Source organism: Sorangium sp. So ce1014, assembly GCF_051521505.1.
Classification (GTDB): domain Bacteria; phylum Myxococcota_A; class Polyangia; order Polyangiales; family Polyangiaceae; genus Sorangium.
In genome coordinates this window covers 10512116-10524385 of the sequence record NZ_CP150356.1, presented here as the reverse complement: position 1 = coordinate 10524385, position 12270 = coordinate 10512116, and the positions used below count along the sequence as shown (strand labels likewise).

Here is a 12270-nt window from a genome sequence, read left to right as displayed (position 1 = left end):
TTGCGGTACGCCTCAGGCGTGAGTTGGACGGCCCTCTCCCGCACGGGCCGCACGGTCGCTCTCCTTCAACTGCCTGAGGCTCGACCATTGTTGTGACTCTCACGGCTTCTCCGCCAAGCCAAAGCGCGCCGCATTCTGGCGCAAAAACGCGATGTATGCCTCGTGGGGCTGATTAGGCTCGACCTCTCCGCCTCTGATGGCGTCGGACAGTGCTTTTCTTAGTTCACCCACGCGCCGTGATGGTGCGATTTCGAACGCCTTCATTATGGCATCTCCGATCCCAGGTGGAGGAGGTTCCACAAGTGCCTTAATGGAGCGGGGAAGACGCTTCGCTAGAGTCAGTAGCGTATGATCAGCAAGAGCGTAGTACGCTCTTACAGAAGCAGATAGGCCGTTAGGATCGAATGCTGGCGCATCGTCCTCGCGAGACGAAGCGTGAACAGGCGTGATGTGTGGCTCAATCTCGCCGGACTCCGTTACGCTTGATCGAAACGTCCAAATAGTTTGGAGATCCGCATAATGGATAATTTCATCTCGCGGTGCAACGACGGTCGAAATCCATAGTTCATATTCTTTGAAGAGATGAGCGAGTAATTCGTCGCGTTCTCGCCCCTGTTCGACGATCGACATGAAGCCTGAAGACTTACCATTCTCAATTCGACCCCACGTCATGTATGGTCCGATCCCCGGCATGTAGTGGGCGACGACGGAAACCAAGCGATCTAGGGCCGATTTTAGCGAGATCAAGATGGCGTGAACGCAAACCTCCATATACGTGCGCCGAGCAACGTTTGAGGGGCGCTCCTCGCCCTCATCATACTCGAAGGGACTATGCATGCCATTTTCGCACTCCGCGTCGAATATCATCCAGTCAACGTACATATTGAGATGGACGCAAGGAGCAAGGTACGAAGCGCGCATCGCATGTACTGCAGTAGATACTTCAACGAACGGATCGGAAGAAAGGCCCCACGGCCACGGTGAGAGGGCAGGTGAATCCGGAAGAGCTGGCGGGCACTGATCGGGAGGGAAGTACGCGTGTACGATCTGCAAGTCGTTCGGCTCAAGTGGTGATCTGACGAAGAAGCGCATCTTGTTCGTCTCGGCTTGGTCGATCCGTTCCTCAAGACTGAGCTTGAGGGGCGACTGGGCTAACCTGAAGGCCATGTTCTTTGCAGTCTTTCTTGGTGGAGATGAAACATTGAGACGCGACGAAGTCGCCGATCGTGTCAGCGCTGCACAGGCCCGCCCAACATCTCGCGTTCAGCCGCGGGCCGGGCTGCCGCGCGAAGCGCGGCTGCCCGGACCGTCGAGCTGCAACGCGGAGTTGGGCGGCGTCTACGGCAATCGAGCCCACTCGCCTGTGTGCAGCGCCACGAATCCCGCTAGCAGAATCCTCTGCAGTTTGCCCGCAAGCACCGGATTGGGGTCGAGGTAGGCAACCCTGCCTTCAGACGGGGCATCATCGTTCGGCTCGTACGCGACGACAACCACGCAGTGATTGGCTGGATCCTTGAGGCACACCATCGTTCCGTGCAGATCGCGGGAGCGAAGAAAGTTGTCGGCCCCAGCCATGCCGCTCGGAATTCTACTGGTGCGGAGATGAAGTTCGGGAGCACCCGCATCGAGTCTCGTAAAATCGGTCTCCCCAACGCCGTTTTTGATCGCCGCAATCAGCGACTCCTCCGTATGCCTATGCGCTACGTGACGGTGCGCCAAAACCGAAAGCACGCACGCCGGAATGCAACCTTCGGTCCCACTCTTCTGAAAAATCATCCGCATCTTGATACCCACATGCCATTCAACGACGAACGCTCCGTTCCCCACGCGTGTGTCAGGGGCGCTCGCGTCCCTTTCGAGCGACACGCTCTGCCTTCTTCTCGACCCACGACATCACGGAGGACGCGTATTCCGGACCGTATGTAACGAAGAGGTTCCCTAGAATGGCCTTCGCCTGCTGCTTCCACTCTGCTGCGTCGAGTTCCTCTGGATCGTGGTCCCAGTAGGCGAAGAGGTGGTGCTCGGAAGAAATGACCTCGGTAAGCTTGTCGCTCGGGAAGTTCGTATATTCACCGAAAGTCTCGCCAGCCGGATCGAGGGCGGAGACTTCCCCGCCGAACACTCCGACTTTTTCGATGACAAAATAGTAGTACACAGGCGCGCGTGTCACTTGGGACACTTGAAGATACCTCTTGTGTAAAGCGCTTTTGAGGCCAATCGTGCGTCTGTTCGCGTGCCCACCCCACGCTTCCTTTCGCTTGCACTCGATGAAGTAGGGGCCGCCCTGTCCCCAGCAAATGAAGTCCGGACACGGCAGCTCTCCCGGACACCCCGAGAGATAGGGCGCGCGCCCGAGTGCTCCGAACTGAAAGAGTGGAAGGTGAGCGATCTTTTCAAACCGCAACCAGTCACCCACCAGCTGTTCCGCCTGTTGGCCATACTCCAAGTTACGCCAAAATTTGGTCATCGAAGAATGCCTCCGCCCTGCGCCTTTCATACGGTTGCGCTGATCGCCCACACACTTTCGTCCGCCCAACGGCTGAGGCTTGAGCCGCGAAGGCCAGCACCAACCTCAAGAACCGAATTGTCGCTCCTGACTCGGCAGAAGGCAACAGTTTACGTGACAGCACTTCGGCGGATCCAAGCCTGAGTTAGCCCGCGCACTCTGTCAGCTGTGTTCCCCAAAGAAGGCTCGGACGCCTTTCAGTCGCGACTTTGACACCCGTGTTTGCATTACGGTCGACGCACCCACAAGCCACCGCTCGAGGAGCGTGGTCACTTCCGACTTGCTGGCCTGCACGTGGCACTCGATCAACTTCGAAAACGGATCAGCCTCACCGATCGCTGCGACTTCCGCGCCGCGAAGCCCATAGTGCGCGCAGCTATTACGAAGTCCGCGAGAGGCGAGCACGGCCATCTCGGACGCGTTGAGGGAGGGCAACTCGCTGAGTAGATGAGGGGCAGCCGTCGTCAGCATGCGTTGCGCATGGTAAGCGGCAAGAAATTGCATTCGGAACAGGAGGTTTGAACCCTGAGACAGCAGGACAGGCAAGACGCGGATTGCGCAGTTGATCTGACACTGTGCCATGAGTAGAGCTCCAACGAATCGCTCTTCCGAAAGGCGATAGGTGCTTCCGGCAGCCCGGTAGACTTTCGTGCCAATGAAGTCGTTCCGACTCAGACGAAAACCATCGAGATTCAGTGACTCAGGCTGGAGCTCAATTGGCATTCCAAACTTCTGAAATAGCGTCGAAAGGCATCGCAAGTAGACTCCTACCTCGCGACCGAACGCATGCAGCCGTTGACCGAGGTCGTCGAGTTCCGGCGGTGTGATCGACTTAAGCTCGTCGAGCGTCATTCCTAACGAGACAAGGGCAGTATGCGTGGTTGCAACAGGGTCCTCTCCTCGGAAGTACACACCAAGATCAGGCTGTAAGTACCCAATCCACCAGCGAAAGGCCCCTCTATGCGGCGCGTTGAACCACTCCCGGCTCCTGGCGTGCGCAGCTGTCAAAGCCTCTACAAGGCCATCTGCATTGCCGTCAGTGTCGTCGAAGAGCTTCATTCTCGCCCGAGCCTTTGTGACATTGCTCGCGAACTTCGAGAAAAGCGTTGGCTCTGCAATGTGAAGCGCTGAGTTCCTGGATTTGTGAGTGAGATAGAGAAAGCTCTCTTCAGTGACCAACCCGAGCAACCCGGTCGTTGTGTACGGGAAGATACCTGCGTCAGGGTGCTGCCGAGGACCTTGCAGTGCTCGCGTTAGCTCGGCGGCATCGCTTTGAACGAGCGATACTTCGGTCACTTCCTGAGGCGTTAACGTGAGTTGTTCCATGTTCTACGAGTGCATTGGCGCAACGTCGGGCTAACGTTTGGCGTTCACCTGCCAGGCCGTAGCGTAAGCGCAGGGCTGGTCAGGTGCAACGCGCTGTTGGGCGGCACATATAAGTTTGTCTTGCGCGCAGGGTTACCTGCTATCCATTCGTGGTCGACTTTAACCGTTCAGACAAGAGTTTCATGAAGTGCACAGCGAGTGCTCCGGATGCGGTGACTGCAAGCTCAGCGTGCGAGCCCGAGGGCGCGATATCTTGGGGGCCTGCCCCATGTGCATTGGAGCGATGGCTCCGCCCGTGAGCAATTCCGTCGACCACTGCTCGTAGTCCCGTAGCAAGCGTTCGTTCGTCATCGTCCATCTTCAGTTCTTTCTCGGCTGCCTTGTACAGGTTTGGGAGAGTCGGGGTCGAAGGAAGTGGGACACGACGCTCGTGAAGTATGTGCTTACAGACGGTCTCCAGAAGAACGCAGGCGGCGCGGAGTGCACCAGTTGGATTCGCGACAAGCTCGCGCTGCGTCTCTCGCCAAACGTCGATGACTTTTGCGAAACCTAATTGCGCGGCTATGGCGACAACACCTGGCGAAGGCTGTTGCATGTCTGGCGGAAGCGCGGCGTTCTTTTTTGGGTCCGCAATCTGATCTTGTATGGCAGTCAACAGACACTGGGCTAGCTGATGCATCAGGTTCCGCTCGACGATCAACCTCAGCCATTCGACGGGCCAGTTTTCAAGAGCTAGCACAGAGTAGAGCTCCGCGCCGTCGGGGGCGAGTGAATGCTCCGTGATGTCTTCCCATTCTGCGCGGGTTGCGAGGTGAAAACCATGGGGACCAACGGCCAAGTATCCATACACACCGTGTCCCTGCCCGTATGTGTCTTCAACGAGGTCAAAATTCGACGTGGCCGCATAGACATGTGCGCGGCGTGCTTCTTCAAGCAGTCGGTTCGCGAGGGTCTTGACTTGCTCTCTTGTCGCGGCGTCTCGCTGCACTACGGCGTCTGTGGCTATTGAGAGTTCTCTGAGCACGTGGCTAAGATCCGCGCCGTCCACCGTATCTCCCTGCTCGTCTTGGTCTTCTACCATGGCGGCCCTCTCCGTCAAAGCATCGACGCTCGCTGGCTACCAACATAAAATCGAGGAAGTCCGACTGGTTTTGAACTCGCATCCTCGTGTCCTAAGGATGCCCCGGCTGGGTCTTGGACTCGTCGACTGATTGTTCCGACCGCGCGTGGTGCATGGCTACGGTCCGCCCAATGCCCAACACATAGCCGGTCACCTGCGGGCCGTGATGCCGAGCAGATCGAGGCTGCGCGAACCGTCGGGCGCAGCGGTCCGATGGGCGGAGTTAGTGTGTCGGTCATTTGTAGTCCAGCAGGAGCTGCACGCAGTCCCCTCCGTTCAGAAGTGTTAATTGGCGTTTCCAGTGCTCGATGACGGACGCTTGTTGCGCGGCCGGTGTTTTTGCTCCCTTTAAGATGCTTTTTGCCGGTACGCTATCGCCTCGAATTGCGAACTCCTCGCCATCAAAGTCGAAGCCCGTCCGCTTACAAAAACGCTCGGTTACTCGCAGGAACGCTCGATCACTCACGATGCGTAGGCGAGCAGGATGTCTAGCGAACCAGAGGTTAACACCGGGATACCAGTCTGCCGGGTAGTACGTGTCCCCTTCATACGCGTAGACGCCAAGCCAGATGTTCATCCTGGTGCGGCGAACCTTGCGCCGGTCCCACGACGTAGAGATGGCCTCGAAGCCGACCCCGTTGAAGTTCCTCGCAAGGCGCTGGCGTTCGCCGTTCCTCGGAGCGATCAGACCGGAGACCTGATCGCGAGCCATTCTGACGAGCTCGTACCAGGCCTGATATGCGGACAGTGCGCGAGCGGCTCCCTCGCCCAGGTGATCAGTTCCGAAGCCCTCAAACACGAGACCCTCCTTGGTAAGCAGTCGGCGGAACTCCGTAAGTAAATACCTCGACACACCATGGGTTCGACCGTCCAGCCTGTCGTGCACACGCCGGGCGAGGTCATCAACATGCGTCCAGCTGAGCGATGCCCAGCCGACATCGGTGACGCAATTTGGTCTTGCCTGGGTGTCGCTTGCAATTCCGATCAGTAAGCGACGCGCGCTCCGAGCAGACGCAAGAAGCTGCATCGAATAGCGTGCAGCTTGCTGTTCTGTGATGATAGCTCGAAGCTTACATTCGATGGCACACACAAGCGAGCCGTTTGGGTACTCGACGACTACATCGGGGCGATCAAAGCCACATGACGAGTCCTGCGTGCCGTCGGAACGACGGTAGGTCCGTTGATGAGCGAGGTGAACCAACGCCGGAACCGGCCCGCGGGGCATCGACACTCCGGCTGAGCTACACGCAGTTCGCAGGAGCTCTGTTCGGAACATTGGAACCATCTCAAGGCAATACGAGAGCGCAGCCGTCAATACGACCTCGCGAGGTTCGCGCGTCTTATAGTTCGCGTGCCGGTATATGTCGTTAAAGAGGCCGTCGCTCATGTAGCCCTGATGGTCTTCACCTGGTTCCGCAGCACCGAGCCCAGATTGTGGGTCGTCTCCTTCTTCCGCCCAACGTCGCAATCAGCTGTGCTGCGCGACATATCTTCGCGTTTTCGCATGTAGGCTGCGAACAGTGGCGCCCTATCCCCGTATTCTCGCAGATGAGTCGCGGCGCCCCATGGCAGATCTTCGTATTCCCGTGGATAGGTCGCGATCTTCCGCAGGCTATCTGCGCATCTCCGGAGATAGGCCGCCGCTGCATAACTACGTATCTCCGTTGATGGGCTTCGGACGCCGACGGCGCACCGCGAAGCAAAATGCGTGTTTGTAATAAATTGCCGCGGGCGACCGAACTGCGGCCGAAGTATCCGCCGGCCGCCGCAACTCGCGCCGCCCTGCGCCGATAAGGGTCAATGCGGGTCCGACGAACCGGTCCCAACCACTCGGAAGCATCCACATGACCCTCATCGAAGCCGTACGCGCCACCCTCCGCCGCCTGCATGACTCTCCGCGTACAGAAGAGGCGTATGTCCACTGGATCCGGGCATTTATTCGCTTCCATCGCGGCAAGCACCCACGGCAGATGGGCGCGGAAGAGGTCACGGCTTTCCTCAACGATCTTGCGGTCGCGCGCCGCAGCGCGGTGTCCACGCAGAACCAAGCGCTGTGCGCGCTCCTCTTCCTTGGCAAACGGGTCCTCGACCTGCGATACCCCGGCTCGAAGCGCTCGAACGTGCCCGCCGGCCGGAGCACCTTCCCACGGTTCTCTCGCGACGGGACGCTCTCACCTTGCTCGAGCACCTGATCCCACCTTTTCGACTCATCGGCGAGCTCCTCTATGGAAGCGGCCTCCGCCTCCTCGAAGCGCTTTCGATTCGCGTCAAAGACGTCGATCTCGATCGATGGCAAATCATGGTGCGCCGCGGGAAAGGACAGCACGACCGGCCGGCCTTGCTCCCCGCTCGGGCGCGCGACGAGCTGCAGGCCCAGCTCGACACCGTGGCGCGACGGCACAGGAAGGAACTCGCGGTTGGCCGCGGCGAGGTCGACCTGCCCCACGCTCTGCGAGCGAAGATGCCAGGAGCAGCCACGAGCCTTGCCTGGCAGTACCTCTTCCCCGCCTCTCGCCCTTGCACCGATCCAGCGACTGGTCGACAGGTCCTCTACCACCTGCACGAATCGGCGGAGCAAAGGGCCGTGCACGATGCCGGACGCGCGGCGGGGCTCACCAAGCGCGCGACATGCCAACCCCTCCGCCACAGCTTCGCGACCCACCTGCTCGAGGCGGGCACCGACATCCGGACGATTCAGACATTGCTCGGCCACAAGGATGTGCGGACCACGATGGTCTACACCCACATCGTCGACCGCGGCCCTCTGGGCGTGATCAGTCCTCTCGACCGCTGATCGCCGCTTCCGCGTGGAGCGCCTTGAACTCCGACCCCACCCCCACGTACCGCCCCCATGCATCGTGGAAAGATAGCGTATCCGAAGGATGCCCCACCTTGTCAAGGAGGCCAGCGCAGGACCGTTCGGTCGCTACACCGGACGAAGGCGCGAGCGGGCCCTCGATGCCCTACCCCTCGGAAGCGAAGGAGTGCCCCTGCAACACCCACGGCCGCGTCCGCGAGACGCGCCTGCTCGCCCGCGGTTCCGACGACGCCCTCTACGTCGGCCGCTCCACCGTCCTGCGCACGGCGCTGGACATGGCAGCCCACAGCTTCGTCCTGGCCCATGACCACCCGAGCGGCGACCCGACGCCGACCCGCGAGGACGAAGCGATGACCCTGGAGCTGCGCCACCTCTCCGCGGAGCTGGAAGTCCCGCTCAAGGCCCACGTCATCGTCACGCCCAGCGGCCGTTACGCCGCCCCGCCGTCCACGAGTAGGCCCTCGCGGGGGCGCAGCGCCCCGCCGGCGGCGCGCTGCGTCCCTGCGCATCCAGCAGCCAGCCCCCAGCTCACCGCCCCGGCCGGCAGCTCCGCGTGCCTCCGGCAGCGACGCGACCGGCAGCGGCACGAGGCGCTGGAGCACGTGGAGCGCCCGCGGGATCCGACCCCGAAGCAGATCGCGCCGTGGCGCCGCTTCCGGCCGCGGCGACGTCCAAGGCGGGACGACTGCGACGGGCGTACGCGCTCAGGGTGACGGCAGCCGGTCAGCCTCGGCGGCCATTCCCGCTCGCTGTCGTCAGGGACCGCCGCCGTGGTACAGCGGGTCAGGAGCCCGAAGCCGATGCATGACCGCCAAGCGGAACGAGCAGAGGCTGAACCTTCCGATGCCGAGAAGAGCTGGGACCAGCGGAACCTCGAAAGAGTCCCCTCCGGCGTTGATGCATCGCTCATCGCCGAGAATCTGCGCCTGACTCCCACCGAGAGAGTCGAGCGCATGCGGAAGGCACTGGAGTTCATCGAGGAAGCGAAGGCGGCCCATGGTCACCGACTTTCGGCGCGACCGGCGGCGAGCCCTTCCCGTGCGAGCGGTTTCTGCTAGACTCATGTTGTATGTCGATGGTCGACACCTCGCCGCAAGCGGACGCACGCTACCACGAGCTGCTCCGGCGCATGCCTCCGGAAAAGCGGCTCGAGGCTGCGATGCGGCTGAGCCAGGCGGTCCGTGAACTCGCCCTCGCGAGCATCCGTGCTCGCCACCCTGGGGCGGACGAACAGGAGCTTCGCGTTCGCCTCACGGTGAGACTGTACGGGCACGACTGCGCGCGCCGACTGTTCGGTCACGTGCCGGCCGACGCCACGTGACGTCATGAGCAGCTCGACGGATGTCGTCTCCGCGCTCGACGTGGCGTTGCGCGTCGCCGCCGCGCTCGAGAGCCTTGGCTGCGAGTGCTTCATCGGCGGCAGCCTCGCGAGCTCTCTCCAAGGTGAGCCGCGCGCGACGAACGATATCGATCTGGTCGTCGCGATGATGCCCCGTCATGTGGCGCGTTCGCGGAGCTGCTCGGCCCGGACTTCGAGGTGGATCAAGACGTGCTTCGCGACGCCCTGACCCGCGGGAGCTGCGCGAACATCTTCTACCTGCCGATGGTGACGAAGATCGATATCTTCGCTCTCGGGCCGAGCCCCTACGATGAGGTCGAGTTCAGTCGCCGGCGAAAAGTCAAGGTCCGCGCGAGCGGAGAGGAGCTGTTTGTCAAGGCTCCGGAAGATACCATCCTCCGGAAGCTGCTCTGGTACCGCGAAGGTGGTGAGGTCTCGTCCAAGCAGTGGCGTGACATCGTCGAGGTGCTTCGAGTCAGCGGGGCCGAGATCAACGACCAATATCTCAGCATGTGGGCTGAGAAGCTTCGCGTCAATGACCTCCTCACTCGCGCGCAAGCTGAGGCTGCTGCGAAGCTCGGCTCGCAATAGCCTGCTTGAGAGATGGGCCTCGCACCTAGATCGCGCTGTTCGACCCGTCGGGGGCGATGTCGACGATGAACTCGAGCGTCGGGCCGCCGCGCAGGGGGTAGGGGAGGTCGGCGACGCGCACGGTGGTTCCGCCGTCGCCGGCGGGGGCGTGGCGGACCACGGGGAAGCGAGCCCAGGCGAGCGCCTCACGCACGGTGGGGACGGCCGCGACACGGGCGGGGACAGGGCCGCTGGGCGCGCGCGCGACCCGGCGCTCCTCGGTCGGCGCGCCGCCGAGCAGGTCGACCGTGCCGGCGGCGTAAGCGTCCTCGTGCGTCGCGATGAAGCGCCACGTCGTCACGCCGAGCATCGCGGGGAAGACGGCGACGCGCTGCGCCTGGGGGTGGGCGGCGGCGACGCGGGCGACGAGGACCTGCTGCGTCGCGATCCGGCCGCCGACGTGCGCGGCGGCGACGGAACGGTGGCCGAGGACTGCGCTGTGAGCCTCCGCGAGCCGCTCGACGCGTCGGCCTGCACGCAGCCCCGGAAGCCGGCGAACAGCGGAATCCCGGGCATTCGTCTCGTTCAGAAGCCGAAGGTGGGATCCTTCTGGGTAGCGCTCTTGTTGGAGGGCGCGGCCGGGGAGGGCCGCTTGGCGGGCGGGCGCGCCGGCTTGAGGGTGGCCTTCGCGGCGCCGGGTGGGGGGGCCGGGGCGGCCGGGGAGGGGGCCGGGGCGGCCGGGGAGGAGTCCGCGGCGGCCGGGGAGGGGTCCGCGGCGGTCGGAGAGGAGTCCGCGGCGGTCGGGGAGGGGTCCGCGGCGGCCGGGGCCGCCGATGCCGAGGCGGTGGGGAGAGCGCTCGCGCTTGGAGGCGGCGGAGCGGGCTCCTCCGCCACAAGGGCGGGCGGTTCGGCGGTCTCCGTGGCGCCCAGCGAGGGCGCCGCCGCCGGCGTGGCGGGCAGGTCCGGAGCAGGCGAGAGGAGCAGGACAACCGCGGCGATCCCCGCGCCGACCGTCAGGACGCTGGCGGCCACGGCGAGCAGCGTCCGCGACGACGAGGAGCGGCGGTCCACCTGCGGGGGCAGGGCGCCTCCCACGGCCTCCAGCGTGCCGCCCGCCGTCAGCGTGCCGCCCGGGCCTGGCACGCCGCCCGGGACCCGCATGCGGTCCGCGACCACCGTCCCTCCTCCCGCCACCACCGTGCCGCCGGGGACCACCGCGTCATCGAGGGCCACCGTGCCGCCCGAGCCCGGCGCGCCGCCCGAGCCCGGCGCGCCGCCGTGAGCCGGCGCGCCACCGTGAGCCGGCGCGCCGCCGGAGCCCGGCGCGCTGCCGTGAGCCGGTACGCTGCCATGAGCCGGCACGCTGCCATGAGCCGGCAGGCCACCCTGAGCCAGCAGGCCGCCCTGTGCCAGCGCCTCGGCGGAATCCAGCGCGTCGCGCGCTTCCGGGACCGCCGTGCGCTGCACGGCCGAGGCGAACGCACGGGCGAGCTCGTTCGCGTTCTGGAAGCGCTCTGCGGGCTCGCGCTTGAGCGCGCGCTCCAGGAAACGATCCAGCTCGGGCCAGAGCTCGGGCGCGAGCTGCGAGGCGACAGGGATGTCGCCCGTGCAGATCTCCACGAGCACGTCGCCGAGCTCCTCGCCGGGGAAGGGCAGCTGGCCCGTCAGGCATTGAAAGATAATCACGCCGAGCGACCAGAGATCGCTGCGAAAGTCGATCGTCTTGCTCCGGCGCACCTGCTCCGGGCTCATGTAATGCGGCGAGCCGATGAGCGTGCCAGTCTTCGTCGCGTCGGCGGCCACCCCGGTGCCGATCGCCTTGGCGACCCCGAAATCGAGGATCTTGACGATCTCCTCGCCCTGGCGCGCGAGGAAGATGTTCGCCGGCTTGAGATCGCGGTGGATGAGCCCCACCTCGTGCGCGCGGCGGAGGGCCTTGCACACCTGGCTCAGGATGCCGAGCGTCTCGGCCGGCGTGAGGCGCCCGCGGCGCCCGAGGTGCGCCGCGAGGTCCTCGCCCTCGAGGAGCTCCATCGCGAGATAGGGCGTGTCGCCCTCGAGCCCATAATCGTAGACGTGGACCACGTGGGGCGTCCGGAGCTGGGCAGACGCCTTCGCCTCACGCTCGAACCGCGCGCGCGCGACAGGGGAGTCGGCGTGCTGCGGCATCATGAACTTGATCGCGACCTCGACCTCGAGCTGGAGGTGCCGCGCCACCCAGAGCAGGCCCATGGCGCCGCCCGCCAGCGGCCGCTCCAGGCGATACTTCCCACCGACGACGCTCCCCGCTTCAAGCGACAGCATGCGTACGAGCCTTCCGCGTCCGAGTGTCCATGCGTCCGGGCCCCCGGGGTCTAGCAGAGGCGGGGCCGAGTGTCGCGATTCTTACAACGGCTGGCATCTCGCCCCATCATGCCACGGGCGCGGTGACGCGACGAAGACCGAGCGCGAGCGGTCCGCTGTCGCATGTTCTCCTCGGGGGCGCGCAAGCTCTCTCCGCCGCGCGCTCTCCGCCGGCGCGCACTCCCGGCCGGCGCGAGCTCTCCGCCGGTGTGCACGCTCCGCCGCCGCGCGCTCTCCGGCACCGCCGC

Annotated in this window: 11 protein-coding genes and 2 pseudogenes; 5 read left to right on the top strand and 8 right to left on the bottom strand. The window is 63.9% G+C overall.

Annotated features, from left to right (window positions below):
- Positions 1-99: 99 nt before the first annotated feature.
- From WME75_RS39940 to WME75_RS39915, 6 genes are all read right to left on the bottom strand, one after another.
- On the bottom strand, positions 100-1167 hold the full coding sequence (locus tag WME75_RS39940) for a hypothetical protein (RefSeq protein ID WP_437481873.1): 1068 nt from the start codon (positions 1165-1167) through the stop codon (positions 100-102).
- A gap of 171 nt (positions 1168-1338) precedes the next feature.
- A complete protein-coding gene (locus tag WME75_RS39935; protein ID WP_437481870.1) occupies positions 1339-1794 on the bottom strand; it encodes a hypothetical protein in 456 nt (151 codons plus the stop codon).
- A gap of 40 nt (positions 1795-1834) precedes the next feature.
- Complete coding sequence (locus WME75_RS39930) at positions 1835-2467, bottom strand: hypothetical protein (RefSeq protein WP_437481867.1); 633 nt, start codon at positions 2465-2467, stop codon at positions 1835-1837.
- A 201-nt stretch (positions 2468-2668) separates the two neighbouring features.
- Positions 2669-3832: a hypothetical protein gene (locus tag WME75_RS39925; RefSeq protein ID WP_437481866.1), complete on the bottom strand. Its 1164-nt coding sequence runs from the start codon at positions 3830-3832 to the stop codon at positions 2669-2671.
- 139 nt (positions 3833-3971) lie between these two features.
- Positions 3972-4913 carry an abortive infection family protein gene (locus WME75_RS39920; protein ID WP_437481864.1) on the bottom strand — a complete coding sequence of 314 codons (942 nt, stop codon included), beginning with the start codon at positions 4911-4913 and terminating at the stop codon, positions 3972-3974.
- A gap of 274 nt (positions 4914-5187) precedes the next feature.
- The gene (locus tag WME75_RS39915) at positions 5188-5751 is read right to left on the bottom strand and encodes a hypothetical protein (RefSeq protein WP_437481862.1); all 564 of its coding nucleotides are present in this window, start codon (positions 5749-5751) and stop codon (positions 5188-5190) included.
- 1045 nt (positions 5752-6796) lie between these two features.
- Between WME75_RS39915 and WME75_RS39910 the strand changes: the two are divergent.
- The 5 genes and pseudogenes from WME75_RS39910 to WME75_RS39890 all read left to right on the top strand — a co-directional run bounded on the left by WME75_RS39910 (position 6797) and on the right by WME75_RS39890 (position 9700).
- Positions 6797-7746, top strand: a pseudogene (locus WME75_RS39910) (integron integrase).
- Positions 7747-7946: 200 nt separating this feature from the next.
- Positions 7947-8210, top strand: a pseudogene (locus tag WME75_RS39905) (JAB domain-containing protein); the annotation flags it as partial.
- A gap of 629 nt (positions 8211-8839) precedes the next feature.
- Positions 8840-9091 carry a hypothetical protein gene (locus WME75_RS39900; RefSeq protein WP_437481860.1) on the top strand — a complete coding sequence of 84 codons (252 nt, stop codon included), beginning with the start codon at positions 8840-8842 and terminating at the stop codon, positions 9089-9091.
- Between the two features lie 4 nt (positions 9092-9095).
- Positions 9096-9338 (top strand): hypothetical protein, encoded by a 243-nt coding sequence (locus tag WME75_RS39895; protein WP_437481858.1) that lies wholly within the window; start codon positions 9096-9098, stop codon positions 9336-9338.
- Positions 9320-9700, top strand: a complete 381-nt coding sequence (locus WME75_RS39890; RefSeq protein WP_437481856.1) for a hypothetical protein — start codon at positions 9320-9322, stop codon at positions 9698-9700. The genes WME75_RS39895 and WME75_RS39890 overlap by 19 nt, the downstream gene beginning before the upstream one ends.
- Positions 9701-9725: 25 nt before the next feature.
- On the opposite strand, the gene WME75_RS39885 is transcribed toward WME75_RS39890, so the two are convergent.
- A complete protein-coding gene (locus tag WME75_RS39885; RefSeq protein ID WP_437481854.1) occupies positions 9726-10040 on the bottom strand; it encodes a hypothetical protein in 315 nt (104 codons plus the stop codon).
- 224 nt (positions 10041-10264) lie between these two features.
- On the bottom strand, positions 10265-11983 hold the full coding sequence (locus WME75_RS39880) for a protein kinase domain-containing protein (RefSeq protein WP_437481852.1): 1719 nt from the start codon (positions 11981-11983) through the stop codon (positions 10265-10267).
- Between the last annotated feature and the right edge of the window lie 287 nt (positions 11984-12270).